Source organism: Streptomyces sp. MS06 (genome assembly GCF_047200655.1).
Taxonomy (GTDB): domain Bacteria; phylum Actinomycetota; class Actinomycetes; order Streptomycetales; family Streptomycetaceae; genus Streptomyces.
In genome coordinates, this window is record NZ_JBJZOJ010000029.1 from 38,062 (window position 1) to 64,248 (window position 26,187).

Here is a 26,187-nt window from a genome sequence, read left to right on the forward strand (position 1 = left end):
GACCGCGATTTGCCCCCCGTCCGACCACGATCCGACCCGCCCCGTGGGATCGGGGTGCGTCGGATCGGATCGGGCCCGTGGGCGCGGCGGGGGCCGGTGGACGGGTGCTACTTTGCGCGCTGGGTGAACGTCAGGATCCTCGGGTACAGCAGCTTCGAGGAGTCCGGGCCGCGCTCGGTGCCCGGCTTGACGTAGTCACGCAGCGCGGCCATGAACTCGCCGTGCAGAGCGGGGTCGCCCTCGGCGGCGGTGTCCAGGTGCGACGGCAGCAACTGCGTGCTGATCGAGCTGCAGTTCCTCGGCCAGTCGGGCAGGCCCCGCAGCACCGCGCAGTCCCGGGTGAAGTAGTGCACGAAGAGCTTGCCGCTGTTCCCGACCGTGTTCGAGTATCCGTCGGCGGAGCCCTTGAGCGTGGTGTCCAGCACGTTCGCCACGCCCGCCAGCAACGAGGCGTCGTTGATGGACAGCGCGCTGTAGGTCGCGTTGCCGGTCTCGGTGGCGAGGGTGTCGACGACCGCGTAGACCTGTCCGGAGTCGAGCGGGAGTGGCGGTGCCACGAAGTACGCCGCGTCCTGCTGGTCGCCCAGGCAGTTCATGTTGATCTTGCGGCAGTAGGGCCCGGTCCAGCCGAAGTCCCGCACCGGGTCGGCCATCTTGGTCGACTCCGGCAGCGGATGCGTGCAGTCCTCGGCCCGCAGGTGCGCCGTGCTGCGGACGCGGTCGCACACCGCGCTGATCAGGTTCGCCATGTCGCCCGCCAGGCCGGCCTCGCTGTCGGCCGTCCGCTTGGCGTAGGTGAGCGACCCGTAGCGCTGGACGGGCCCGGCCGAGGCGGGGGCGCGCACGCGCATCACCGTCATCGGGGGGTTGCTCCGCCACTTCTCCGCGGCCTGCTCCTGGCCGGGGTCGGGGAGGGCGTACCGGAACGTGGTGAAGAAGTCGATGGCGTTCCTGCCCATGCCGAGCGGCCCGATCTCTCCGTGGCTGTCGCGGTCGGGGATCTGCTCGGTGAAGATGTCCTCGGCGGGAACGCCCTGCGCCTGCAGGGCCCGGCGTACGGCGCGGTCGGTGGTGGCGCTGGGGGTGACGATGAAGTACCGGTCCTTGTCGAAGGAGTAACCGGACTGCCGCTTCATGCCGACGTTGTTGACGGTGTCCCCGAGCGAGGAGAAACTCTGGGTCCGGTCCGACTTCTGCCCGTCGGGCGGGATCGTGTCGAACAGGTACTGCATCGGGATGACGTCGGTCGTGCGCTGCCACTTGAGGTAGTCGCTGGTCTTCCAGTGCCCCTGCTGGCTGAGTTCGAAGGTCTGGATGCTCATGTAGCGTCCCGGGGGCGGCATCCTGCCGTACATCACGAGCGCGTCCCGGGCATCGAGCCGGTAGCTCGACGTGTAGCCGGGACGTGTCGCCCCGAAGGCGTTCACCATCGCCGGGTCGTCGTACTCGCCCGGCCAGGTCTTCACGACGGGTACCACGTAGGGGGCCGCGGGGTTGTTCGCCAGGCAGTTCTTCAGCTTCGGGTAGGTGTAGTCCTTGCAGTCCTGCTGGGTGTACAGCCTGGCGTATCCGGGACTGACGTCGAACCCGCTCTTCTGCAGGTTCGCGACCAGCCCCGCCTTGATCGGGTCGCCGGACGTGCCCGACCCCGTGCCTGCCTGCTGCTGGCCGCACCCGGCGGCGGCGAGCAGTATCGCGCACGTCAGCGAAGCCCGGATTCTCGGGGCGACGTGGCCCATGGTGATTCCTCCTGACTCGTGCGATGCCCCGAGGGGAAAGTGCTGCGCCGGGCCACTGCGGCGGCCGCGGGAGCGTCCCCCACCCGGGCATCGGTGACTCTCGGTGCTACGAGTGTCACCATGGGTGCGCGCGGGGGCGACCGTAGCGGGGCAGTCGGGCGAGTGCGCCCAGGTGATCTCCGGTACGGCCCGGCAGGTCGGCGAGCCCGGTGCCCGAGCTGCCGGCGCGGGTGGGGAGGGGTGACGTTGCCCTTCCACCAGTTGGTGAGGACGAGGTCGAGTACGTCGGACGAGCCGGCCTCGTCCCGGGCGCCCTCGCTCTTGGCCCCCGTCCGGCGGGTGTAGCCGACGGCCCGCACGGCTTCCATGACCTTCGCGCGCGTCTCGGCCGAGACGTCGGTCCCACCGCGCAGCACTTTGGACACGGTGGGCACGCTCGTACCGGCGGCCTTGGCCACCAGGGACAGTGTCGGGCGCGTGCCGGCGGGTGGGGGGACATGGGGACACGGCATCCCGATGACGTGGCCGTTCAGTTTCCCCCGTCCGCGGGGGGCCGCGCACGGCCGGGCACCTGACGCCTGACGCCCGGCGCCGGGCGTCAGGCGTCGGGCGTCAGGACCGGGACGTACTCGAACCAGTCGAAGGCGACCGCGCCCTCGATGGCGTACATGCCGACGACGCGCCCGGTGAAGCCGCAGGCGACCTCGGTGGACAGGTAGCGCCCGTCCAGTTCGGCCAGTGGCCGGGTGTCCGGGGCGCCGGGGTCGCCGACCCGGAAGGCGAGGGTGTCGGGGCCGGTGGTTCCGCCGTCGGTGAGTTCGGGCGACGCGGGCACGAGGTCGGACGTGCGGACTTCGATGGTGAGGGTCAGCGGTCCGGGCCCGACCGGCCGGCGGGCCACCGTCTGGTGCAGAGGACCGATCCGGGCGATGACGCAGGCCTCGCCGTCGCCGACCTCCACTTCGTAGTGGTGGGCCTCGTCCAGGCGGACGCTGAGGCCGCCGCGGCCCGTATCCGGGTCGATCACAGCGGTGACGCGGCAGTCGTGGTGCTGCTGGCGGCGGCCGACGAAGGTGTAGCCGGGGCGGTCGAGGGTGGTACCGGTGGCGCTGAGGACCAGCCAGCCAGGGCGCTCGGTGAGCGACCAGGAGTCCTCCGGCCGGGCGAACGGCGAGATCCAGTGCGGCGCGAGCGCGGTCGTGTCGAAGTCGTCGCGGGCGGTCAGCGCGGGCACGGGGTGCCAGGCGCCGCCGGGGGCCGGGTGGCTCTCGGGAACGGGTGTGACGACGGGCCATCCGTCCTCCCTCCACTCCACGGGAGTCAGGAACGTCTCGCGGCCGAGGACGTGCACGTCGGGTGTGAAGCCGCGGGGCCGGACGCCGAGCAGCACCATCCACCAACTGCCGTCGGGAGCCTGCACCAGGTCGGCATGGCCGGTGTTCTGGATGGAGCGGGCGGTACCGCTGTGGGACAGCAGGGGATTGGCGGGGGCGCCTTCCCACGGTCCCCGCGGCGAGCGGGCGCGGGCGATGGACACGCTGTGGCCGCGTTCCGTGCCCCCCTCCGCTATGAGCAGGTACCACCAGTCGCCGATGCGGTAGAGGTGCGGTGCCTCGGGGTACTTCAGGCCGCTGCCCGACCACGTGGCGAAGGGCCCCTCCAGCACCTCACCCTCGACCGGGTCGATCCTTGCCATGTTGATGCCCCCCTCGGGGCGGGAGAACGCGCACCAGCAGGTGCCGTCCTCCTCCCAGGCCAGGTCGGGGTCGATCCCCGGCAGGTCGATCCACACCGGGTCGCTCCACGGCCCTTCGGGACGCTCGGCCCGGACGACGAAGTTGCCGCCGCCGTCGATGTTGGTGTTGACGACCCAGTAACGGCCGTCGTGGTGGCGGATCGTGGGGGCGTAGAGGCCGCCGGACGCTTTGGCGCCGGGAAGGGGCAGCGGCAGTTGCCCGGGCCGGTCGAGCACGTTGCCGATGTGCTCCCAGTGCACGAGGTCCCTGCTGTGGAAGAGGGGCAGCCCGGGGACGTACTCGAAGCTGGAGCACACCAGGTAGTAGTCGTCACCGACGCGGCACACGCTCGGGTCGGGATGGAAGCCGCTGATCACCGGATTGTCGTATGTATGCAAAGCGCGTGTTCCCTTCGAGCCGCGGGCGCGGCGCGGTGGAGTGAGATCAGGCTGCCGCAACCGCTGGTCACGGGCGAGATGATCGCACCGACCACTGAGGCGGTCACGGCGTCGGAATGGTCCGGTCCCGGTGCACTCACGGGCACGAAACCTTTCGATCCGCGTGCACCGCGGTGGGGCGGTCAGCGACGGCCGTAGCAGGAAGCGGCAGCCGACCTGCCGGTATGTCATCTCCGCCGCATGGCGACCTGTTCTCCTTGACGTCGTATGCGGAGTGCGTGGCGATTCCCGAGCCGGTGTTCCCTCGCGGTGAGCCGGCGGACAGTGCGGGTCGCCGCCCTCACGGCGGCGACCCGCGGCCATCCACGACGCTTTCAGTGAGCCGCGGGAGCGACCGCACCGTGGGCCGTCATCGATGCGCTCTTTCGTTGCCGGCAGGTAACGTCAGGTGCGGGTCCAGCGTTGGTTGCTGCCGTTCCAGCAGGAGTAGAGCTGGATCAGGGTGCCGTTGCCGGTGCCGCCCCCGACGGCGTCCAGGCAGAGGCCGGACTGGACGCCGACGATCGACCCGTCGGAGGCGAGGCGCCATTTCTGGTTGTCGCCGCCCCAGCAGCTGTAGATCTGGACCTTGGAGCCGTTGCCGGTGCCGGCGGCGTCCAGGCACTTGTCGCCGTAGACCCTCAGCTCGCCTGCGTCGGTGTACGTCCACTGCTGGTTGGTGCCGCTGTGGCAGTCCCACAACTGGAGCTGGGTGCCGTCCGCGGTGCCGGCGTCGGGCACGTCCAGGCAGCGGCCCGAGCCGACACCCTTGATCTGTCCGGAATCGGCGGGGGGCGGCGTGGTGGAGCCGCCGTTGAGTGCGTCGAGGACGGCGGTGTAGGCGGGCTTCTTGCTGCCGTCACCGTTGAACAGCAGCGGCGTCTGATCCGACCGCCAGGAGTCGGTGTCGCGCACGCCCCAGACGGTGATGCCGAGGCAGCGCGAGACGGCAAGGCAGTCGTTGGTCACGTCGGCGTAGGTCGAGGCCGGGGCACCCTGGATGTCGAGTTCGGTGATGGCCACGTCGACGCCGAGGGCGGCGAAGTTCTGCAAGGTGGTGCGGAAGTTGCTGTTGTAGGGGCTTCCGCTGTTGAAGTGCGACTGGAAGCCGACGCAGTCGATCGGCACGCCGCGCTGCTTGAAGTCCCGGACCATGGCGTACACGGCCTGGGTCTTCGCCCAGGTCCAGTTCTCGATGTTGTAGTCGTTGTAGCAGAGCTTGGCCGCCGGGTCGGCGGCGCGCGCGGTGCGGAAGGCGACCTCGATCCAGTCGTTGCCGGTGCGTTGCAGATTGGAGTCCCGGCGGGCTCCCGAACTGCCGTCGGCGAAAGCCTCGTTCACGACGTCCCACTGGGCGATCCTGCCCTTGTAGTGGGTCATCACGCCGTTGATGTGGTCGATCATCGCCTGCCGCAGTGAGCTGCCGCTGAGGCTCTGCATCCAGCCGGGCTGCTGGGAGTGCCAGGCCAGGGTGTGGCCGCGTACCTGCTTGCCGTTCTGCACCGCCCAGTTGTAGACGCGATCGGCGGCGCTGAAGTCGAACTGGCCCCGCTGCGGTTCGGTCGCGTCGATCTTCATCGCGTTCTCGGCCGTCACCATGTTGAACTCACGGCCTGCGATCGACGTGTATGCCGAGTCGCCCAGTCTTCCCGAGGCGATGGCGGTGCCGAAGTAGCGGCCGCTCTGCGCCGCAGCGGCACCGAGCGTGCTCTCCGCGGCGTGTGCTGTCGGCGGCGTGACCAGTGCGGACGCCGCACAGAGGACGCCGACGAACAGCGCTAACACCACACCGCGGATCTTCCGGCGGGCAACGGGTCCGGCAAGGGCGTAGGAGCCCATGACTGTGCCTCCAAGGGGGAAGTGAGGGGGGAGGAGTGAGCGCGCAGGGGCGGGGCACCACATCGCGGCTCTGCCCGGGGACCGCCGCGCGGCACGGATTCCTCAAGGTCGATGCTGTTCGAGATGTCGAGCCGCGGCCGCTTTCTCCGACATGAATGATTGAGTCTTGATAATGCATCGTCAAGACTTGGTTCGAAGAAAGTTTCTGTCTGTGTTCGAAACTTTCGACGGTCCATATCAGTGTCACTTGCTCGGTCTTGACTGATGAGCGAGTTGGTCGAGGTCGACGTGGCTTGGGCTGTCCGAGTCCGTGCTTCGCGGAATCTTTCGGTGTCGGCAGCGATATGTGCGAGAGGTGTTGACGTCGTATACGGGCCCTCTATCATTCCGGGTGCTCGATAGGTCGACCTTTGTTCGAAATGACGAACAGATCGGATCGCTCCATCGCGCGGCAGGGTGCTTCCGAGGTGCAGCGCCACACTCGGATTCGCCGGGAACTGTGGCGTGCATGACATGTATGCGTCAGATAGCGCCACGCCGCACCACCGCACCGACAGTCCGGGCAGTCTCTGACAAGGCCGGCCGGAACCGTCAGCTCAAGCCGGAACCGTCCACTCAAGGTTGAGGAAGTCCCCATGCACAGACGAAGTTTCAGCCGCAGGCATCCGTCTGCGGTGCTCGCCGCCGTGGTCGCGACCCTCGCCGCGGTGGCGGCGATGCTCGTCGCCACCCCGGCCCAGGCCTCTGCCAGCGGCGCCTTGCGCGGTGTCGGCTCGGGCCGGTGCCTCGATGTGCCGGGCGCTGTCCAGACCGACGGCACGTACCTGCAGATCTACGACTGCTGGAACGGAACCAACCAGCAGTGGACGTCGACGGACGCCAACCAGTTGACCGTGTACGGCAGCAAGTGCCTGGACGTTCCCGGCCACGCCACCACGGCCGGTACCCGGGTGCAGATCTGGAGCTGTTCCGGCGGGGCGAACCAGCAGTGGCGGGTGAACTCCGACGGCACGATCGTCGGCGTGGAGTCCGGGCTGTGCTTGGACGTCGCGGACGCCGGCACCGCCAACGGCACGGCGGTGCAACTGTGGACCTGCAACGGCGGCAGCAACCAGAAGTGGACCGGTCTGAGTGGGACGCCGCCGACCGACGGCACGTGTGCTCTTCCGTCGACGTACCGCTGGACGTCGACGGGTGCGCTGGCGCAGCCCGCGAACGGGTGGGCCGCGGTCAAGGACTTCACCACCGTGACGTACAACGGCAAGCACCTGGTCTACGCGTCGAACGTGTCGGGATCGTCGTACGGCTCGATGATGTTCAGTCCCTTCACGAACTGGTCGGACATGGCGTCGGCCGGCCAGACCGGGATGAGCCAGGCCGCGGTGGCGCCCACGCTGTTCTACTTCGCGCCCAGGAACATCTGGGTGCTGGCGTACCAGTGGGGCGCGTGGCCCTTCATCTACCGCACGTCGAGCGACCCCACCAACCCCAACGGCTGGTCCTCGCCGCAGCCGCTGTTCACCGGGAGCATCTCCGGTTCCGGCACCGGCCCGATCGACCAGACCCTGATCGCCGACGGCCAGAACATGTACCTGTTCTTCGCCGGTGACAACGGCAAGATCTACCGGGCGAGCATGCCGATCGGGAACTTCCCGGGCAACTTCGGCTCGTCGTACACGACGATCATGAGCGACACGCAGGCCCACCTCTTCGAGGGCGTACAGGTCTACAAGGTCAAGGGCCGGAACCAGTACCTCATGATCGTTGAGGCGATGGGCGCGAACGGACGCTACTTCCGCTCCTTCACGGCCTCCAGCCTGAGCGGGGCGTGGACCCCGCGGGCCACCGGCGAGAGCAGCCCCTTCGCCGGCAAGGCCAACAGCGGTGCCACCTGGACCAACGACATCAGCCACGGTGACCTGGTCCGCAACAACCCCGACCAGACCATGACCATCGACCCCTGCAACCTGCAGTTCCTCTACCAGGGCAAGGATCCCAACGCGGGCGGCGACTACAACCAACTGCCCTGGCGGCCGGGTGTCCTCACCCTGCGGCGCTGACCCTCCCGATGCGCGGTGACCGCTCTGTGATGCCGTCCCCGGGTGGGGCGAGCGGTTCGCGGCGCCGGTGAGGCCGCCTCCCGACCGATCCCGGCAGACGAACCCCGGCCGTGCGGCGGCCGGGGTTCAGCCCCGCACCCCGGCGGCACGGGCGGGGGAACCGATGACCTCCGCGGGGACACAGGTGTGACTCGTCGATGCCGACGGTCTTCCGATGACACATCATGGGAACTGCGGTGCCATTCTTGAGCCGGCCGCGAAGAGTTCCCGAACCGCGGTTTCGTGCGTACGCATGACGTGTGGTGCAGGTTGCGGGCCAGGATGACCGGTGAGGACCATGGCTCTCACCGGCCTCGATCTTCCGAGGGCTGACGGTGACGTCGTGAGCGGCTGGCTGCCCGATATGTCCCGTGTCGTGTCGGGACCGGCCGTCGCGTGATGCCGCGGGTGCGCCGGCTTCCATGGGGCCGGAATCCTGCTGGTCTGCTCCTTCCTGGTCCTCGATCTCGGCGTGGTCACGGTGGAGGGCATCGACGAACCACACCGGCCCGGAGCCGGGCGCCCCGGAAAGTCCCTGGTGGGAGGGGACGTTGGTGGCGACAATCTGGTAGCGCCAGCCGGTGCGCGTCTCGGAGGTGGTCAGCTTCTTCGCGTCCCGCCGTGAGGGCTTGACCCGGCGCACGATCAGCCGTATCCCCTCGGGCCAGCCGGTCAGGTCGCGGACCCGGTGATCTCGGCGACCATGTCGCTGTCGGGTCCCTTGATCGCGTGGACCTCGCCGTCCTGCCGCAGTGCGGCCGTCCACGCCTTCTCGGGCAGCAGCGCGATGGCCTGCTCGTCCGTCTCGTTGATGGCCCAGCCGGTCACCCAGCGCTCCCGGCGCGGGCTGGCGGTCGGGCTCTGGAGGTGGTCGAGGGCGTCGTGGCTGAAGGCCCCCCGTCGATCCGTACCAGCAGCTTCGACCACAGCGGCAGCGGGAGCTGCCGCAGCGCGGCGGCCGGCACCGTCTTGTGGTCGGCGACGTCGTTGGGCGGGGCGTTGCCGGGCGCAGCAGTGTGGCGACGTACTTGCCGGTGTCGTGGAAGCCCGGCGCAGCCGCAGCGACACGCAAAGATTCCATCCGGCGCCAGTCGGAACAAACGGCATGAACGGACCACGTCACCCGGCAGGATCACGTCTGAAGGATCGAGGTCCACGCCGTGTGGGACGGCACCTACGGCCGCCCCCGCATCACCGCCGAGCCGCGCGACGACGGCGAGCACGTGAACCACAAGCGCGTCGGACGGGTCATGCACCGCTGATGAATCGAGGAAACGTTCTCATCGGCTATTCACCAAATTAGGCTCACTCGATTGCCGCGCATCTGGAGCAGGCCTACCGCGTTAGCGGAATATGACGAAAGCAAGTTCCCTTGGCTCGGGACCCTCCCGAGCGTCGACGGAGGATCTGCTGGCGGCCCGGGCTGTGACAGTGAGGCGATACCCCCGCGCACCTGCCGCAGAGGGCCCGGCGACCGAGGCTGTCGGCGCATTGCACCGAGACGGTGCGACAGTAGAACTCCGGATCATCGAATCACTGCTCAGTGAACTCCTGACGATGCTGGACGCGACTCAGGAGGAACTGAACGGAAGGTGGAACGATCAGGAGTGCTCCGCCTGCTACACGACCATGTGAGGGGGGCGAGTCCCAGTGAGTGACGAGTATCCGGATCTGTCCTTCGCTCGACATGAGGGGTATCCCGATGAGCGTCCCACCGGTCTGACCACCGCCCAGTACCGGGGTCCTGCCGGCGGCTGGCACTCGGCGACCCCCTTGGATGACGGCTGGGACGCTGTGGAGGAACTCACCTTCTTCTTGCAGGACCCCGCAGCAGCGGAGCAGGCAGGCGCCGTGCCGCCACCGCGTAGCCAGCCATCGCCCGACACCGACTTCACCAGTGACTCGATGGACAACCTGGCAAGGATCACTGGCGAGTTGCCACCCTTGCGGACCCGTTCTGTCGGACATCGGAAAGTGCGGGTTCGGAAACGCCACTTCTCGTGGTTACAGACGGTCAGTTTCATGATCGCCGCATTCACTGCCGCCATTGTGGCGATGGTGAGCGTTTTCGGCGGCTTGATCGCCTACGCTCCTTTGCAGCGCATCGCTTCCGGTACGCAGTCCGGCACGCTGCCCTGGTGGCCTCTTCTCGTCTACGGGCCCTGGACTGTCGCCTCGCTCTCCATCCTGCGGACCGCTCTGCACCAACGACGAGCTGCGCACTCCTGGTTCGTCGTGCTGCTGTTCTCCTCTCTCGCCGTGGCGCTCTGCGTGGTAGACGCCGATCGGACCTTCGCCGGTGTCGCTGCGGCCGCCTTGCCGACATTTGCATGCCTGGCATGCTTTCAACAACTGGTCCGCCAAATCACGCTGACCAGGCCACCGCGCCACGGCAACTCTCGTCACGGGCAGCGCACCGCCTCCGGGCATCCGGAGTCTCCTGCAACCAAGAGCGAGTCAGCCACTCCGAAATCGCGTCGTGTCTGATGCGGCTCGACCACTCGCGCGCCCGCTTCCGCACCGCTGTCGCCGCCCGCTTCCGCAGTCGGCCACCGAGGGGCCGTCTGCGCCCGCTGGACCCGGGAGAACCCCGACGCGGTCGCTTGGCCGGAAGGTCATCCGGACGCCGCGGCACCGCTGAACGCTTCCTGACCCCGCTGTTCGTCCGGGCGGGACCCGGCGCCGGCGCGGTAGGGAGCCCGAACCCGTCCTGGCGCGAACCAGGACGGGCCCCTCAGCGGTGGCGTCGAGGGCGAAGAACGCGCAGGACAGGCCGGCCTCGACGCTTTCGGCGCGGGCGCCGTCAGCCGTGATCAGTGCCGGGCGGGTCCCTACCTCCGCACGGCGTGGACGAGTGCGTCGAGGGCCGTGCGGCTGTTGCCCTCGGCGTCGGTCACCGGCCGGGTGACGGTCTCGGCCCGCAGGATGTCGGCGCAGGGCCGCCACAGGTCGGCCACCTGTTCGGCGGTGTAGAGCACGCGGGGATCCTGCGGGCCGCCGTATCCGCGCTCGGGATTGGCCGCGTCGTGGCCGACGAGCAGCAGGGTGCCGCCCGAGCGGACGGCAGATGCGGCCCGGGGCAGCAACCGGGCCATGTCCGTCCACGGCAGGTGCAGATAGGCGATCAGCGCCAGGTCGTACGTCGCCTCCGCAGGCGCCCAGAGCGTGAGATCGGCCTGGACGGTGCGCAGCCGTACTCCCCGGGCGGCGGCGATCCGCTCGGCCTTCTCCAGGGCCACGGCGGAGAAGTCGACGGCGTCCACCTCCCAGCCCCGCGCCGCGAGCCACACCGCGTTGCGGCCTTCGCCGGCGGCGAGGTCCACCGCCCGCCCGGACGGCTTCAGACCGGCCAGTTCCTCGGCCACGAAGCGGTTGGGCTCGGCCTTCCACACCAGTTCGCCGCCGCGGTAGCGCTCGTCCCAGCCCGCTGCGTCCATGTCCTGCGCCTCATTCCTCCGCGTGCGCGGAATCGTCGTCCGCGATGCCGTCGTCGGCGATGCCGTCGTCCGTGCCGACGCCGTCGTCCGGGTCCATGGTGTCGTCCCCGGCGAGCAGATAGGGGTAGGGGCAGCTGCGAGGGTCCGGGGCGATGCACGCGTTGCAGGGGCGGGATCGGTCCAGGACGCACTTCGGGGTGGGTTTCACGTAACACCTCCTCAGGGCCGGGTCCGGGGGACGTGCACCGCGCCCCGGCGTGTCCTGCGGGATCCGCCGCCCGACCGGCAGCCCCCCGATCACGCCGCCGGCGGGGGCGGTCGCCGTGACGAGGGCCGCGAAGCCCCGGGCGGGCGATGTGCGGGCCGGTGAGGCGGCCGGTCGGCGAAGGTCTTCGTGGAGCGGACCGGCCGGTGCCGACCGCGGCGGTCGTCGGCAGTCTGCCGCCGCGGTCGCCGCCCGGAGCGCGGGGGATCAGACGTCGGCGGGTGCCGGCAGGGCGAGCCAGGCGCCGTAGCCGCCGAGCAGGTCGGAGACGTCGTTGCGGCCCGTGTGGCGCAGGAGGCTGGCGGCGATGGAGGAGCGGTGTCCGCCCGCGCAGTGCACGACCAGGGGGCGGCCGGCCGGGATCTCGTCGATGCGGCGGGCGAGTTCGGCCAGCGGGATGTGCAGCGAATCCCCGATGAAGCCTTCCTCGCGTTCGGCGGTGTTGCGCACGTCCAGCACCAGCGGCGGTTCGTCGCCGTCCAGGAGCCGGCGGAGTTCGTCGACGGTCAGACGGCCGGCCTGCTCCATCTCGTCGGCCAGGGCCGGGAAGGCCCCCTCGGGCTCGCGCAGATACCCGCCGACCCTGTCGAAGCCGATCCGGGCCAGCCGGGTGACGACCTCCTCCTCCCGGTCCTGCGGCGCGATGACGACGATCTCCTGCTCGGGGGCGACGACCATGCCGGCCTGTTCGGCGAAGCGTCCGTCCGCGGGGACGTTGAGCGAGCCGCGCAGGTGGCCGGGGGCGAAGTCCTGCGGGGAGCGGGCGTCGACCACGACGGCTCCGGCCGCGCGTCGCCGCATGAACTCCTCGGCAGTCAGCGGGAGGGGGGCGGCGGTCGCGTCGAACAGGCCGTGTTCCCTGCGGTTGAGGACGGCGTCGTGGACGAAGTAGGCGGGCGCGGACGGCTGCCCGGCCGTCACCAGTTCGACGAACTCCTCCTCGCTCATCGGCCGGCACGCGTAGTTGGTGGCGCGCTGTTCGCCGATGGTGGACTGACGCTGGGTGGAGAGGTTCTTGCCGCAGGCGGAGCCGGCGCCGTGGGCCGGGAAGACCCGCACGGCGTCCGGGAGACCCATCAGCTTGTTCTGGACGGTGTCGTAAAGCATCCTGCCGAGCTCGTCGGCGGTCACACCGATGGAGGCCAGCAGGTCGGGCCGGCCGACGTCGCCGATGAACAGCGCGTCACCGGTCAGCACGCCGTAGGGGACGGTGTCGCCGGAGTGCTCGTACATCAGGACGCTGATCGACTCCGGGGTGTGGCCCGGGGTTTCCAGGATCTGGAGCTGGACGTCGCCGAGGCTGATGCGCTCGCCGTCGACCAGTTCGCGGATCGGGTACTCGGCCTCGGCGCGCTGTCCGTAGCCGATCCAGGCGCCGGTGCGGTCGGCGAGCTCCAGGTGGCCGGCGAGGAAGTCGGCGTGGAAGTGGGTGTTGATGACGGCCTCGATGGTGAAACCGTGGGCGGCGGCGTCGGTCAGGTACTCCGAGACGTCGCGGCGGGGATCGACGACGACGGCCCTGCCCGTGCTCTCGTCGGCGATCAGGTACGACGCCTGGGAGAGGCAGTCGAGGTAGTACTGGGCGAAGAACATGGTCGGGTGACCTCCACGTCCGGATGGGGACCAAATGCCTGGGGGTTGTGCGGAAGAGTCCGGTCCGCCCTCGTCGGAGGGCGGGGTGCGGTGGTCGGCCCGGGACCGGGGGAGGCCCGGGCCGACCGGTCAGAGGCGGCCGGTGAGCATGCCGTGCCAGTAGATCGGCGGCAGGCCGTACCGCTTGAACACCCACATCGAGCGCCGCTCCTTGAAGGGGTCGAGCAGCGGGAAGGAGGGCGCGGGGTTGAGGTCGTAGTCGAACTCGGCGAGCAGCATCCGGTCCCGGGCCGTCACCAGCGGGCAGGACGTGTAGCCGTCGTAACGGTGCGAGGGGGAACGCCCGTTCATGAAGTCGAGCAGGTTGCCGGCCACCACCGGGGCCTGCTTGCGCACCGCGGCACCGGTCTTGGAGGTGGGCAGGTTCGCCACGTCGCCGACGGCGAAGACGTTCTCGTAGGAGGGGTGCTGGAGGGTGTGCTTGTCGGCGGCGACGAAGCCCTGCGGGCTGGCCGGGTCGGCGAGCGGGCTCGCCTTGACCCAGTCGGGGGCGCTCTGCGGCGGCACGGCGTGCAGGAGGTCGTAGCCGAGGGTCTCCTTGGTGCCGTTGGCGTGGTCGGTGATGGTGACCTCGCGGGCGTCGCCGTCGACGGCGGTCATCTCGGAGCGCAGCCGCACCTCGATGCCGTAGCGGGCGACCACCTCCTCCAGGACCTGCGACCAGCCGGGCACCTTGAACATCGCCGGGTCGGGGAGGACGAGGACGACGCGGATGTCGTCGAGGACCTTGTGCCGGCGCCAGTAGTCGGCGGCCAGGTAGGCGATCTTCTGCGGTGCGCCTCCGCACTTCAGCGGGGTCGCCGGGTGGGTGAAGACGGCCGTGCCCGAGCGCATCCGGCGTATCAGTTCCCAGGTGCGCGGGGCGTACTCCGGCGCGTAGTTGCTGCTCACCCGGTCGTGACCGACGGCCTGCCCGAGGCCGGGGACGCCGTCCCAGTCCAGCTGAATGCCCGGTGCCATCACCAGGTGCTCGTAGGTGAGTTCGGCGCCGCCGGACAGGGTCACGGTGCGGTTCTCCGGGTCGACGGCCTGGGCGCGGCGGCGAATCCACCGCACGCCGTCAGGGATGACCGACCCCTCGGGGCGGCGGCTGACACGCAGGGGTGCCTGGCCACCGCCCACCAGAGTCCACAGCGGCTGGTACCAGTGCGTGTCGGACGGTTCGACCAGGGTGATGTCACTGACACCGGCGCGGCGCAGGCGGGCGGCGACGCTGATGCCGGCGCTGCCGCCGCCGATGACGGCGACGCGGTGGCGGCCGGAGAGGGGGTGGTCTGTGGGGGAGGGTGTGGCGGCCAAGGCGGTGCTCCCTTCCTGCTGGCCGGCGTACGGGGGCGGGGGAGGTCAGGCGGCGTGCTCGTGCGCACCGGTGGCGACGGGACGGCCGGCGCGGGCCCAGGCGCCGGTGCCGCCGATCACCGAGTAGGCGTCGAGGCCGCGGGAGTTCAGCCAGTCCGCGGCGGCCCTGCTGCGGTTGCCGCTGGCGCAGATCACGAACACCGGTCGGCCGTGCGGCAGCTCACCGCTCCGTGTGGGCACGGTGCGCAGCGCCATCGGTCGGGCGCCGGGCACGTGTCCGGCGGCGTACTCGTCCGCCTCCCGGACGTCGACCACGAGCGCGCCGTCGGCCCAGGCCGCCGCGAACGCTTCCTGCGTCACTTCACGAGCCATGTCGTTGCCTCCTCAAATACCCCCTGGGGTATCTCTCCGGCGAGAGTACGGCGGACCGGAGGTCGGCGTCAAATACCCCCAGGGGTATTCGGTCAAGGGGTGGCTCCCGGCTCCCTGCCGGGGCCGGAAACGAGCCGTGACAACCGAGGGACCCCACGCTCGGCCTCGGCTGGGCCAAGCCGTTGCCGGCCCACGCTCCTAGCCGGGGAACCGAGCCGTGGCCAGGACGTTTCCGTCAGCGGACACCAGCCGGGCGCCGGTCACCGTCGTCGGATCGGTCCCGGCCGGCGCCCCCCAGTACCCGTAGCCGCCCTTGATCGGGAACGAGCCCACCGGGACCGTCGACCCGTCGGCGTGCACGAGCACGCAGCGGACCGGCCCGTCGACGGTCGGCCGGCCGAGGTCGACGGACATGTACACCCAGCCCGCGCTGCCGGAGTGCGCGTAGATCCGGCCCACCTCGTGGCCGTCGGACACCAGGGCGGCCTCCACGACCCCGGTCCGCTGCGAGACCGCCGCAGGCGCACCCCCGACGACGGCGGCGCCGACCGCCCACCCGCCGAACCCACAGGCCAGGGCAGCGGCCAGCCCGGTCGCCGCCAGCCGCAGCCGGTGCGCGCGCGACTTCCGCACGGGTGCCGCGCCCAGGGCCCGTACCACCCGCGACTCGAAACCGACCGGCGGCTCGGCGCCCGGCAGCAGCGCGAGCAGCCCGTCACCGACCGCCGTCAGCCGCTCGACGTGCTCCCGGCACTCCGGGCAGCGGTCCAGGTGGGCGACCGCCTCGGCCCGCTCGCGGGCCGGCAGGACTCCGAGCGCCAGTTCGGCGCCCAGCTCCCGCAAACGCTCGCACTCCATGCCGCTCACCGCCCTCGCCCTCCCTCCGCCGGTTCGAGGAGCGCCCGCACCTTGATCGTCCCGGTCCGGATCCTGGTCTTCGCCGTGCCCAGCGGAACGCCCTCGGCCGCCGCGACCTCGCGCGCCGTCATCCCGTAGATCCCGGCCATCACCAGCGCCCGCGCCTGCTCCGGGGGCAGCTCCGCCACCGCCCGCCGCACCCGCTCCGCGCTGTCGTCGGCGAGCGCCCGCCGCTCGGGCGTCTCCGTGACCACACCGAGCAGCGCGTCCAGGTCCTCCGGGATCATCGGGCTCGCCCGCCGGGCCCGGACCGCGTCGATCGCCAGGTTGTGCGCGATGGCCGTCAGCCACGCCCGTACGGAGCCCCGACGCGGGTCGTACACCTGCGCGTGCCGCCAAGCGCGCTCGAAGGTCTGCTGGGCGATGTCCTCGGCGAGCTGGGTGTCGCCGACGACGGCGACGGCCACACCGAAGACCTTGCGCTGGAAACGGCGCACGAACGCGACCGCGAACTCGGGATCGCCCGTCGTCAGACCGGTGAGCAACGTCTCGTCGGATACCCGCCCGAGAGAAAGGCCCATGCGCCACATACCAGTGATACGCCTCACCGCCCCGAAGGGATTGCCTCACGGCCATTGTCCCGCCCGCGACGCAATCCCCGGGCCGGCCGCCTCCGTATCCCCTACCAGGGGACGAACCGGAGGACCGACTCATGACCATCCCAAGCACCCGACAACGCGTGCTCCTCGGCGTGGCCGCCGGGGGCCTGACCGCCGTGCTCGCCGCCTGCGGAAGCAGCAGTAGCGGCAGCGGCGGTACCGCGACGGCGCCGCCCCCGCCGAAGTCCGGAACCTCGGCGAGCCAGGTCACGGCGGAGCTGTCCGACTTCCACATCAAGCTCTCGACGGAGAAGTTCACGGCCGGCACCTACACCTTCACCGCGAAGAACACCGGCCACCACGAACACGCCTTGGTGGTCCAGGGACCCGGCGGCGCGAACCGCAGCAAGACCGTCTCGCCCGGCGAGTCCACCGCCCTCACGGTGACGCTGAAGTCCGGCACGTACCAGATCTACTGTCCGATCGACGGGCACAAGGACCTCGGGATGAAGACCGGTATCACGGTCGGCGGAGCCCCGGCGCCGTCCACGAACAAGCCGTCGAACAACGACCAGTCCCCGGGCAACGGCTACTGAGGCGGCCATGACCACGAACCGAGCGGCCGCGCGGTTCGCCCTGCGTCTCGCCGGCGCGGGCCTGACGGCGACCATGGCCGCGATCCATCTGCGCCTGTGGGCCGAGGGCTACCGGGACCTCGCCACCATCGGGCCGCTCTTCCTGCTCAACGGCGTCGTCGGCACCCTGCTCGCCGTGACGCTGCTCGTCACGCCCGTGCGCCGGCTCGGGCCGGTCGCCGCCGCCACCGCGCTGTTCACGGCCGGAACGCTCGGCGGGCTGATCCTGAGCCTCACCACCGGCCTGTTCGGCTTCGGCGAGTCGATCGACGCGGAGCTGGTCCGCCCGACCGTGTACGTCGAGACGGCGGGCACGGCGGTCCTGACCGTCCTGGCGGTGGCCTCCCTCGGCCACCGCCGTCATCACCGTCACTGTCAGCGAAAACGCAAGGGCGTCCTTCGAGCCGGGCGCCGCGGGCCCGGCGGGACTTCAGTGAAAGCCGATCCGCTGCTGATCCTGCGGGACCTGCTCGGACACTCCAGCGCGGTCACCACGAGGTCAACACCGTTGCGTTTACGTCCGTGAACGGCTTGCGAGTCCGTGCTCGAAGGGTCGTGGGACGCTGCCGCATATGATCGCCAAGCTGCAGTGTGTGGTGCTGGACTGCGCCGACGTCGTTGAGCTGTCCCGGTTCTACCAGTCGCTTCTCGGCGGCGTGGTGAACCAGCCGGATCCGCGGTGGTCGATCGGCGTGGACTGGGCGACGCTCCACACCGACGGGCTCGTGCTGGCCTTCCAGGGGGTGGCCGACCATCAGCCTCCACGGTGGCCGGATCCCACCCGGCCCCAGCAGTTCCATCTCGACCTGGGTGTCGAGGACATGGACCGGGCTCAGGACGACGTCCTCGGTCTGGGCGGCACACTGCTCGACGAGGGGGACGGAGAGCGGAGCTGGCGCGTCTTCGCTGATCCGGCAGGACACCCGTTCTGCCTCGTCCGGGACTGACAGGAGACACCGCGGGGGCGGGGTCACGCACCTTCCCCGACCATGTCGGGGGCGAGCGCCCGGCCGCGGAGCCACGGCCGGGCGTCGCACACGGGACGCCGACTCCGCGGTTGTCGTTCATCCGCCGAGCCCCCGTCAGGTCTCCCCGTCACCGCTCCATCGGCCACCGGCTCAGGCCCACACCGCTTTGACCACGGCGTGGCCCGCGGAAGCCGCCCGCCCGTAGAAGGCTTGCAGGTCCCGGTGAATATCCGAGAACTCCTGCCTGACCTGCTCCTCATCCCTCATCCAGCCGCCGAGCTCGGCACCGGCGACGTTCCAGAGCTCGTCGAAGGAGACAGCAGTGAGGAAGTCCGCGGCCTGCGACACCCCGCGTGACTCCAGAAGCATCAGGGGCGGGCCGGAGGGGTCGGCGTCAGCGCCGTACGCCACAGGGCGGCCGCCGAAAACAGGCAGGGTCCAGGCACTGCCGACGCCGGCACCGAGGGCCTCGGCTGCGGCATGGAGGTCGTGGACGGAGTTGAAGACCTTCTCGATCGAGTCGGCGACGCCTGCCGCGTACTCGTCCGGGTGGTTGTCCCAGGCCTCGGCCATGAACGCCGCAAGCCAGGTGTGGTCGTCCCGGATCTCGGACTCCGCAGTGGCGCGAAGATGCAGGTGGATGCTCAGTGCGACGAGCCCTCCAGGTTGGCGGCCCGCCTCTCGGGCCGAACGGGCAGAGCCTATCCGGTGGCACGTGTCGGGCCGCCCCGTCGCTTGACGCGGGATGCCCGCCGCCGGCGCGTCGAGGGCGGTGGCCGTGGAGTGGGCGGCCGGGCGGACGGCGTGCTGCCGGGGCAGGGCAGGGCCGCCACCGACTCCGCCGACGGCGGCCCCCCTGCAAGATCGGGGTTACGCTGATGTCATGGCGGACTTGGAGAGCGAGTCGGCACAGTTCGCGCGGCATCTCACCGGCGGGCGCCCCGGCCGAGCGGACCTCGAAGAAGCGCTCGGGTCCTCCGGAACCCGGCCTCTCGACGCCCGGCGAACAGCCGGTGGGTCCGGATACCACTGATCATGGGCTCAGGGACGGCTACCGGCGGTACCGCCCGCGCGCGTAAGGGCGCCGCCCCGCACCTGCGCCGACTCGTCACCGACGTGCGGTACGGCACATCCGCCTCCGCGTACGCGGGCAGGCGGGCCGTCCGGGTGACGCTTGCCGCCGTCTGCGCCTTCTACCCGGGCCTCTACGGCCTGCACGAGCCCGTCACCGCCACCTACGGCCTGTTCGCGGTGGTGGCGATGGGCGGGCTCTCCCGCGTTCCCGGCACCGGGCGGCAGCGCGCCGTCGCCATCGGCCGGCTCCTTCCGGTCGGCTGGCTGCTCGTCACCGCCGGGACGCTGCTCGCCGTGAGCACCTGGACCGCGACGGCGGGCATTCTGGTGATCGGCTTCCTGGTCGCGTACTCCGCGGTGACCGGGCCACGGACGGCCGGGGCGGCTCCCGGCCTGCAACTGCTCTACATCCTGCCGTGCTTCCCTCCCTATGCTCCGCAGACCCTGGACGAACGGCTGGGCGGGATGACGTTCGGCGTCCTGCTGCTCGTGCTCGCCGAAGCCGTGCTGCTGCCCGACCCGCCCGGCACCTCCTACCGGAACCTGTCCGCGGACGCGGCCACGACCGCGGCGCGCTGTGCGACCGAGCTGACCCGGCCGCCCTGGACGCTGTCGGAGGGAGCCGACGCGGCGGCGCGGGCCGCCGGTCAGACGCTCCGCCCCCTGAGAGTGCCGGAGTCGGAGCGGCCGGCCGGACCGGGGATGCGGGAGCGAGCGCTCGCTCACACCGGCATGGCCGCCCGTGTCCTGCTGGCCCGCCTGCAGGAGGTGCCGGGACCGGGTCCGCGGGGTCCCCACCCGCAGACCCTCGCACTGCTGCACGAGGTGGCCGCGTCGGCCCGGAGGACGGCCGCCGCGCTGCGTACCGGCCGCCCGGCCGGACCGGGACGGCTCGAGGAAGCCTTGGCGGTCTACCGGCGGCGGCGCACGGTGGCGGCACACGGGGAGTCGCCGGAAGCCGTCGACCAGATCATGGACCGTCAGGCGATGCTCATCGAGACCGCCCGAGCCGCCCTGACCCTCGCGGCGGCGGCCGACCTCGCGCTGGGACGGAGTCCGGGGCCCGCCGAGAAGCGGGACGGCGGCTTCTGGTACGCCGGGCAGAGTACGGCGCGCCTGTGGGCGCATCGGCTCCGGGCGCATCTGAGCCCTCGCTCGGTGTACTTCCAGAACGCCGTACGCCTCAGCCTGGCGCTGGCGGCCGCTCGTGTCGTGGCCGGACTCGGTTCCCTGCCCCACGGATTCTGGGCCATGCTGGCCGTCCTCACCCTGACCCGCACCACGGCCGCCCAGACCGGTGCGATCGTGGCCCGGGCTCTCGTCGGCACCCTGCTGGGCGCGCTCGCCGCCGCCGCGATGCTGGTACTGGTCAGCGGGGACACGGCGGCCTATGCCGTGGCACTGCCGGTGATCATGCTGGCCGCGTTCTGGTTCGGGCCCACCCACGGCGTGGGCTGGGCGCAGGGCCTCTTCACCCTGGTCGTGTCCGTGGTCTTCGCCCAGCTCGCACCCTCCACCTGGCAGCTGGCCGAGGTCCGCTTCCTCGACGTCCTCGTCGGCAGCTCGATCGGCCTGGTCTTCGGACTGCTCGCCTGGCCCCGCGGCGCGCAGAAGGAACTCCGCCGCGATGTCGCCGCCCTGCTCCGCGCCGTCGGCTCCACCATCGCATCGACCACGTCGGCCCTCACGCACGGCGCGACGGGGAGGCAGAGCGGCCTGCCGTCGCTGCGCCGCGCCCTGACCCTCGCGGAATCGTCCTTCGCACAGTTCCAGAGCGAGCCGCAACAACCCGGGACCGAGGGCGTGGACTGGCACGCGGCGCTGATGGCCGGACATCACACCCTGCGCGGGTCCCGGAGCCTGCTGGCGGAGGGCTCCCCGGCCGGGGCCGGGTCGCCCGCGTCCGCGTGGCCCGGGGCGCTCGACACGGACGGCCGCGGGCTGGCCGAGCGCTTCGCCACCGTCGGCGGTCTCCTCGAGGGCACGGGCAAGGGCACGGGCACGGGCACGTCACCGCCCCGCACCCGGAGCCCGACACCCGGCGAGGCGGCTCACGGCCGACCGCAGGACCGGCCCGCCTCGCCGGTCTACTACGACGCCGAGGCCTGGCTGAAGTCGCTCTCGGCCGATCTGGACCGCGTCGCCGCGCCCGGCCCCTCTCCGCCCGGCCCCTCTCCGCCCGGCCCCTCTCCGCCCGGCCCCTCCTCGAAGGGCACTCCCCGATCGCCGAGGACCTAGGGCCTGTCCGATGGGTCGTGTGAGCTGATCAGGGACGTGGCCTACTGTCCGCTCAACGAAGGGGGCCGCGTGGTGCGCCATACAGCCGAAGCCGAGGCGGGAACGGTGATGTGGTTGTTGAGGCCGGTCACGAGCAAGGCGACCCGTCGTCTGCCGAGTTGACCATCCCCGTTGTGCTCGCGTTCACCACGATTTCAAGGAGCCCGCAGCCCTGATCGCCCTCGCCATGCTCAGCCTCGGCGGACACCGTCCCCACCTACCAGGCCGCTACCCCCGTCAGCAGGACGTCCAAGTCCTCGTTCCTCACACAACGATCTTGGACGCCCTCTTCACGTTCCCAGACACACCGTCGAGCAAGGAACCCACTCCTTTGAACGAGCTACGCGGCGGGAGTCGTGCTCCAGCCGCGGGGGCGCAGAGCGGCGGCGCGTGCACGTACCAAGACGTTCTGCGTTCCCAGACCGAAGGCCAGATAGGCGTAAAGCGACGCGGTTCCCAGCATTCCGGCTCCGGCCGCGTGGTCGATCCACAGGGCCAGACCGATGTGTACGCCTACAGAGGCGAGCCATAGTCCGGTCGTCGCCGCCGAACCCTTGCGCAGCGCCTCTCCCTCGGGCCCACACCAGACCTGTACGGTCCGGGCTCTGACCGCGCCGAGCGCCGCCGCAACGCCCAGACTCCCCACCAAGAGGACAAGGGACGGTACGGAGAGCGCGTGGTACTTGACGACCGAGGCGATACCGATGGCGATCCCCACGGCGCCGAGGGAACCGAGGATCGCGGGTCCGATCAGCGAGCCGTATCGCCGCACCGGACGGGCGCGAAGCTGCCGACGCACCACCAGGCCGACACACACCAAGGCTATGAAGAGGGTGGCTTCACCATTCGTGCTCTGCATATCAACTCCCCGTTGAGGCATCGGCGTTCCGCGACAGCGCCCTGCTGATCATTATGCCGCGGCGCCAACAGCACACCGTCAGACATCGGACTTGTTCGTCTAGGACTTCAGGCGCTGAATGAATCTGAGGAGCAGGACGATGTTCTTGATGTCCTGCCTGCCGTTCAGCCATCGGCTCCGCCACGTCCCGCCCGGGTGCTCGACCTCCAGCCAGTAGTAGTGGTGGTCGATCGTGCTGGGGCCGGGGTAGGCCGCCCCGCACCGAGCGGCCAAAATCTACAGGACGGCCGAAACCGGACCGTTCGATCCCGGCCTCGGGACACAGCGCCGTGTGGCGGAGGACGAGGCTGTGGCCGTCGCAAGAACGGCAGGCCTGGTCGAGGATGCTGTGGGTGTCGTCGGAGCCGAGGGCCGGGTCCTCACGAGGCGGCGCGCTGCAGGGCGGCCGGCCGTGCCGAGGCGGAAGTCCCGATCTCACGCATGTGCCCCGGCCGGGGCAGTGCGTCCGGGCTCGTTCAGCCGGCCCGGTAGCGGGAGGCGAGCTGCGGGCTCTGTCCCCCGAAGGCGGCCAGATCCGCCCGGAAGACGGCGTCGAGCAGGCCGGTGTCCTCGACGCCCGGGGCGCAGACCACTTCGCCGAGTTCGAGTCCGCGCAGGCCCGCGGTGACGACGTCCTCGGCGGACATGCGGGGCAGGGCGCTCAGGTCCATGCCCTGGCGGGTGTGGAACTCGGTGGCGACGACGCCGGGGCACAGCACCTGGACCTGGACTCCGGTGCCCTCCAGTTCGGCACCGAGGGTCTGGGACATGGTGACCAGATGGGCCAGGGAGCCGGCGTAGACGGCGCGGCGGGGCATGACGGACCCGTCGGCGGGACCGCTGAAGGCGATCATCCCGGCCACGTTGATGATCTTTCCGTCGCCGCGTTCCCGCATACCGGCGACGGCGGCGCGGGTGAGCATGGTCGGGGCGACCACCTTGACGTGGACGAGTTCGCGGGCCTTGTCGGCGGGCAGCTCGGCGAGCGGCATGTAGTGGGCGACGCCGGCGTTGTTGACGAGCATGGTCAGCGGCTCGTCGGCGCAGATCCCGGCCACGGTGTCGACGCCGACGTCGGTGGACAGGTCGGCCGCAACGGTGCGGACGCCGACCTCGGGGTGGGAGGCGGCGAACTCCGCGAGGCGGTCCTTGTCGCGGCCGACGATGATCAGGTCGTGGCCGTCCGCGGCGAGGCGTTCGGCGAATGCCTTGCCGATGCCGGAGGTGGCGCCGGTGACGAGGGCGAGCTTGCTCATGAGTGCTGTTCCTTCCGAACGGTGGCCGGAGGGGCCGGGTCGGGGCTCGTCGGGCTCTGGCGGAGCCCGGTGCGTGCGGAGCGGTAGGGCGCGGTGACGGCCTCTGGCCGGTCGTCACCGAGGGCGTGATCACCGACGGCTCCGCCCGTGCGGTCCGGGAACCGGAGGACGGGCGGGCCTGCGCGCTTCCGCCGTGCCTCCACGATCGGCGCGAAACGCATGACCAGCCAGTAGACGCGTTTTCATGGGACTGGCGTTACCAGGACAGGCAAACGTTCTCTTGCCACAATCGAGGACATGGCGACCACGGAACTCGGCGCGGCCCTGCGCCGGTGGCGCGATCACGTGCCGCCCGAGGCGGTCGGCCTCTCCCCGGGCGGGCGCAGGCGTGCCGCGGGGCTGCGCCGCGAGGAACTCTCCCAGCTGGCCGGTGTCTCCGCCGACTACATCATCCGGCTGGAGCAGGGACGCGCCGGCAGGCCCTCGGCCCAGGTCGTCGCATCCCTGGCCCGTGCCCTGCGACTCACCCGGGACGAACGGGACCACCTCTTCCGTCTGGCAGGCCTCGCCCCACCCGGCCCGGACACCGTCCCGCAGCACATCACCCCCGGTGTGCACCGCGTGCTGGACCGGCTGACCGGCACACCGGTCGCCGTCTTCGACGCGGCCTGGAACCAACTCCTCGCCAATCCCCTCTACACGGCGCTCATGGGGGAGTGGCACGGCGACGACCTCAACGCGGTCCGGCGCAACTTCCTCAACCCCCGCAGCCGGGTGCGCCACACCACGGAATCGAAGGGCGCGTTCCTGGCAGCACAGGTCGCCGACCTGCGCCGCACCGCCGGCCGCTATCCCGAGGACGCGCACCTGCAGTCCCTCATCGCCGAGCTGCGCCGCCGCAGCGCCCACTTCGACGCGCTGTGGGCATCGGGCGCCGTCGGCGAGCACGAAGCCGCCCGGAAGACCATCGACCACCCCCGTGTCGGCGCCCTGACCCTGGACTGCGACGTCCTCGGTGTCGCCGGCAGCGACCTGCGCATCATGGTGTACACGGCCCGGCCCGGCACCGAGGACGCCGACCGTCTGGCACTCCTGGCGGTGATAGGGACGCAACTGCTGACCGGATGACCGCCCCCGCCCCGACGGCCGCACCCTGCCCCGGAGCGTTCGTCAGGCCCCTGACTCCGTGAGTGCCGTCCCGTTCCGGGGAAGCGGCCGGAAGCCGGATCCGCTGACCGAAGGTTCTCGCCACCTCGGAGGACGTCACCCCCTGCGCGCTTTCGACGACGGCGGCATCGCTCACATGGCGCGCAGGCCCCGGTCGGTGAAGGTGATCAGCCACTCGAAGCTCTCGTCGACGTCGGCGCTCCACTGGAACGCGTTGTCGGCCTGCAGCGTGGCGAAGCCGTGGCAGAGGCTGCGGAGCGTGCGCAGGGCGTGGTCCCGGGCGGACTCCGGGATCCGGTAGCCGCGCAGGACCGCCGTGAACGCGTCGAGCAGCCGCTGTGCCGCGGCGGCCAGGGGATCGTCGGGGCCGGACGGCTCCAGGCCGATCGTCGCGGCGTACCGGCCGGGGTGTTCCACGACGAAGGCGCGGAAAGCGCGTGCCGCGGCCGCCAGGGCGTCCCGGCCGGCGTGGCCCTGGATCGCTCCTCCGACGGCGTCGGCCGCCTCGTTCAGCGCCAGGGCCGCGATGCGCCGGTTGAGGTCCTCCTGGCTGCCCACGTGCTTGTACAGGGACGGGGTGCGCACGCCCACCCGTTCGGCCAGCCGCCCCATCGTGAGGTTGGCGAGGCCCACCTGGTCGGCGAGTGCGGCCCCGGCCGCGACGACGGCCGCGGGGTCCAGGCCGGCCCTAGGCATGAGCGCCGGCCGAGCGGAGGAAGGGGAGCATGAGGGCGGCCACCTGGTCGGGGAACTGGTCGTGCGGATAGTGTCCGGCGCCCTCGATCATCTCCAGGCGGCCGAGGCCGGACGGCAGGGCGTCGACGACCGCCGAACCCTCGGCGTGCGGGTCGGCCCAGTCGGGGTCGAGGGTGCCCATGACGACCAGGACCGGGCAGCGGACGTTTCCGAGCTGCGCGCCCGCGTCGGTGGGTGCGCTGCGGCCCATGCCCTGCAGGGCCTTCATCCGGCCCGGCTCGCGCAGCAGGGAGCCGACGCGGTCGAGCCGCTCCGCCCAGTCGTCCGGCTTCACACCGGGGTAGGCGAGGTCGAGGTACGAACGCCAGAGCGGCACGCTGCCGAACACGCCCGCGCCGAGCAACCGCAGCATGCCCTGCCGGAACCGCTTCACCCGCAGGTCGCCGAGGCGGATCGACTGCTTGCGGGTGAACGGCGCCAGCTCGACGACGGCGCTGATCAGTGAGGGCTCGCGGGCCGCGGCGATGGTGGCGGCGCCGCCGGAGAGGGAATGGCCGACGAGCACCGCCGGGCCGCCCAGGTGGCGGATCACGGCGAGCAGGTCTCCGGCTACGGCGGTGCGGCTCCATGCCGGCCAGCCCACGCTGGACTCGCCGCAGCCGCGCAGGTCGACCGTGGCGACCCGGTGTCCCGCCGCCACCAGCCGCGGGCCCAGGGCGCGGTACGCGGCGCGGCTGTCGCCCATGCCGTGCGCGAGAACGATCAGCGGGCCGGATCCGGCCACCTCGTAGGCGATCGTGCCGCCGTCGACGGCGAGGTACTCGGTCATGACGCTCTCCAGTTCGGCTAACGTTGTTAGCTTAAAGCTAATGCTGTTAGCCGA

At 71.0% G+C, this 26,187-nt stretch carries 25 protein-coding genes and 1 pseudogene; 8 read left to right on the plus strand and 18 right to left on the minus strand.

Going from position 1 to position 26,187, the window contains the following annotated elements:
* Positions 1-107 precede the first annotated feature (107 nt).
* From ACL02U_RS17565 to ACL02U_RS17580, 4 genes are all read right to left on the minus strand, one after another.
* Positions 108-1,739, minus strand: coding sequence for a hypothetical protein (locus tag ACL02U_RS17565; RefSeq protein ID WP_412791788.1), 1,632 nt, complete (start codon positions 1,737-1,739; stop codon positions 108-110).
* Entirely contained in the window at positions 1,703-2,251 is a 549-nt protein-coding gene (locus ACL02U_RS17570; protein WP_412791789.1) for a LacI family DNA-binding transcriptional regulator, read from the minus strand. The genes ACL02U_RS17565 and ACL02U_RS17570 overlap by 37 nt, the downstream gene beginning before the upstream one ends.
* A gap of 86 nt (positions 2,252-2,337) precedes the next feature.
* A complete protein-coding gene (locus ACL02U_RS17575) occupies positions 2,338-3,873 on the minus strand; it encodes a glycoside hydrolase family 43 protein (RefSeq protein ID WP_412791790.1) in 1,536 nt (511 codons plus the stop codon).
* Between the two features lie 444 nt (positions 3,874-4,317).
* Positions 4,318-5,751, minus strand: a complete 1,434-nt coding sequence (locus ACL02U_RS17580) for an endo-1,4-beta-xylanase (protein ID WP_412791791.1) — start codon at positions 5,749-5,751, stop codon at positions 4,318-4,320.
* A gap of 635 nt (positions 5,752-6,386) precedes the next feature.
* Here ACL02U_RS17580 and ACL02U_RS17585 point away from each other — a divergent pair.
* Entirely contained in the window at positions 6,387-7,811 is a 1,425-nt protein-coding gene (locus ACL02U_RS17585) for a non-reducing end alpha-L-arabinofuranosidase family hydrolase (RefSeq protein WP_412791792.1), read from the plus strand.
* A 711-nt stretch (positions 7,812-8,522) separates the two neighbouring features.
* Here ACL02U_RS17585 and ACL02U_RS17590 read toward each other — a convergent pair.
* On the minus strand, positions 8,523-8,777 hold the full coding sequence (locus ACL02U_RS17590) for a hypothetical protein (RefSeq protein ID WP_412791793.1): 255 nt from the start codon (positions 8,775-8,777) through the stop codon (positions 8,523-8,525).
* Positions 8,778-9,001: 224 nt separating this feature from the next.
* On the opposite strand from ACL02U_RS17590, the pseudogene ACL02U_RS17595 reads away from it, so the two are divergent.
* Together ACL02U_RS17595 and ACL02U_RS17600 are read left to right on the plus strand one after the other, a co-directional pair.
* Positions 9,002-9,103: pseudogene (locus ACL02U_RS17595) on the plus strand (IS3 family transposase); the annotation flags it as partial.
* 397 nt (positions 9,104-9,500) lie between these two features.
* Positions 9,501-10,337 (plus strand): DUF2637 domain-containing protein, encoded by an 837-nt coding sequence (locus tag ACL02U_RS17600; protein WP_412791794.1) that lies wholly within the window; start codon positions 9,501-9,503, stop codon positions 10,335-10,337.
* Between the two features lie 344 nt (positions 10,338-10,681).
* Here the strand turns inward: ACL02U_RS17600 and ACL02U_RS17605 are convergent, their stop codons facing one another.
* From ACL02U_RS17605 to ACL02U_RS17635, 7 genes are all read right to left on the minus strand, one after another.
* Positions 10,682-11,287: a class I SAM-dependent methyltransferase gene (locus tag ACL02U_RS17605; protein WP_412791795.1), complete on the minus strand. Its 606-nt coding sequence runs from the start codon at positions 11,285-11,287 to the stop codon at positions 10,682-10,684.
* A 10-nt stretch (positions 11,288-11,297) separates the two neighbouring features.
* Positions 11,298-11,495, minus strand: a complete 198-nt coding sequence (locus ACL02U_RS17610; protein WP_412791796.1) for a hypothetical protein — start codon at positions 11,493-11,495, stop codon at positions 11,298-11,300.
* A 264-nt stretch (positions 11,496-11,759) separates the two neighbouring features.
* Positions 11,760-13,145, minus strand: a complete 1,386-nt coding sequence (locus tag ACL02U_RS17615) for an MBL fold metallo-hydrolase (protein ID WP_412791797.1) — start codon at positions 13,143-13,145, stop codon at positions 11,760-11,762.
* Positions 13,146-13,274: 129 nt separating this feature from the next.
* Positions 13,275-14,504: an FAD-dependent oxidoreductase gene (locus ACL02U_RS17620; protein ID WP_412791798.1), complete on the minus strand. Its 1,230-nt coding sequence runs from the start codon at positions 14,502-14,504 to the stop codon at positions 13,275-13,277.
* 45 nt (positions 14,505-14,549) lie between these two features.
* Positions 14,550-14,876, minus strand: coding sequence for a rhodanese-like domain-containing protein (locus ACL02U_RS17625; protein WP_412791799.1), 327 nt, complete (start codon positions 14,874-14,876; stop codon positions 14,550-14,552).
* A gap of 198 nt (positions 14,877-15,074) precedes the next feature.
* Positions 15,075-15,734: a hypothetical protein gene (locus tag ACL02U_RS17630; RefSeq protein WP_412791826.1), complete on the minus strand. Its 660-nt coding sequence runs from the start codon at positions 15,732-15,734 to the stop codon at positions 15,075-15,077.
* Positions 15,735-15,739: 5 nt separating this feature from the next.
* On the minus strand, positions 15,740-16,324 hold the full coding sequence (locus tag ACL02U_RS17635) for an RNA polymerase sigma factor (protein ID WP_412791827.1): 585 nt from the start codon (positions 16,322-16,324) through the stop codon (positions 15,740-15,742).
* Between the two features lie 122 nt (positions 16,325-16,446).
* Here ACL02U_RS17635 and ACL02U_RS17640 point away from each other — a divergent pair, with 122 nt between their 5' ends.
* The 3 genes from ACL02U_RS17640 to ACL02U_RS17650 are packed head-to-tail and all read left to right on the plus strand — an operon-like array spanning position 16,447 to position 17,915.
* A complete protein-coding gene (locus ACL02U_RS17640; RefSeq protein WP_412791800.1) occupies positions 16,447-16,929 on the plus strand; it encodes a copper-binding protein in 483 nt (160 codons plus the stop codon).
* A 7-nt stretch (positions 16,930-16,936) separates the two neighbouring features.
* Positions 16,937-17,494: a hypothetical protein gene (locus tag ACL02U_RS17645; protein ID WP_412791801.1), complete on the plus strand. Its 558-nt coding sequence runs from the start codon at positions 16,937-16,939 to the stop codon at positions 17,492-17,494.
* A 46-nt stretch (positions 17,495-17,540) separates the two neighbouring features.
* Complete coding sequence (locus ACL02U_RS17650) at positions 17,541-17,915, plus strand: VOC family protein (RefSeq protein ID WP_412791802.1); 375 nt, start codon at positions 17,541-17,543, stop codon at positions 17,913-17,915.
* 171 nt (positions 17,916-18,086) lie between these two features.
* Here the strand turns inward: ACL02U_RS17650 and ACL02U_RS17655 are convergent, their stop codons facing one another.
* Entirely contained in the window at positions 18,087-18,641 is a 555-nt protein-coding gene (locus ACL02U_RS17655) for a DUF1877 family protein (RefSeq protein WP_412791828.1), read from the minus strand.
* Positions 18,642-18,971: 330 nt separating this feature from the next.
* Here ACL02U_RS17655 and ACL02U_RS17660 point away from each other — a divergent pair, with 330 nt between their 5' ends.
* Positions 18,972-21,248 (plus strand): FUSC family protein, encoded by a 2,277-nt coding sequence (locus ACL02U_RS17660; RefSeq protein ID WP_412791803.1) that lies wholly within the window; start codon positions 18,972-18,974, stop codon positions 21,246-21,248.
* Positions 21,249-21,627: 379 nt separating this feature from the next.
* Here the strand turns inward: ACL02U_RS17660 and ACL02U_RS17665 are convergent, their stop codons facing one another.
* The 3 genes from ACL02U_RS17665 to ACL02U_RS17675 form a co-directional block, all read right to left on the minus strand.
* Complete coding sequence (locus ACL02U_RS17665; protein WP_412791804.1) at positions 21,628-22,146, minus strand: hypothetical protein; 519 nt, start codon at positions 22,144-22,146, stop codon at positions 21,628-21,630.
* A gap of 99 nt (positions 22,147-22,245) precedes the next feature.
* Entirely contained in the window at positions 22,246-22,419 is a 174-nt protein-coding gene (locus ACL02U_RS17670) for a hypothetical protein (protein WP_412791805.1), read from the minus strand.
* A 242-nt stretch (positions 22,420-22,661) separates the two neighbouring features.
* Positions 22,662-23,441 carry an SDR family NAD(P)-dependent oxidoreductase gene (locus ACL02U_RS17675; RefSeq protein ID WP_412791806.1) on the minus strand — a complete coding sequence of 260 codons (780 nt, stop codon included), beginning with the start codon at positions 23,439-23,441 and terminating at the stop codon, positions 22,662-22,664.
* 297 nt (positions 23,442-23,738) lie between these two features.
* On the opposite strand from ACL02U_RS17675, the gene ACL02U_RS17680 reads away from it, so the two are divergent.
* On the plus strand, positions 23,739-24,569 hold the full coding sequence (locus tag ACL02U_RS17680; protein WP_412791807.1) for a helix-turn-helix transcriptional regulator: 831 nt from the start codon (positions 23,739-23,741) through the stop codon (positions 24,567-24,569).
* Between the two features lie 171 nt (positions 24,570-24,740).
* Here ACL02U_RS17680 and ACL02U_RS17685 read toward each other — a convergent pair whose 3' ends face one another.
* Both ACL02U_RS17685 and ACL02U_RS17690 read right to left on the minus strand, forming a co-directional pair.
* A complete protein-coding gene (locus ACL02U_RS17685; protein ID WP_412791808.1) occupies positions 24,741-25,304 on the minus strand; it encodes a TetR/AcrR family transcriptional regulator in 564 nt (187 codons plus the stop codon).
* Positions 25,297-26,133: an alpha/beta fold hydrolase gene (locus ACL02U_RS17690; protein WP_412791809.1), complete on the minus strand. Its 837-nt coding sequence runs from the start codon at positions 26,131-26,133 to the stop codon at positions 25,297-25,299. Before ACL02U_RS17690 ends, ACL02U_RS17685 begins: the two co-directional genes overlap by 8 nt.
* Positions 26,134-26,187 lie beyond the last annotated feature (54 nt).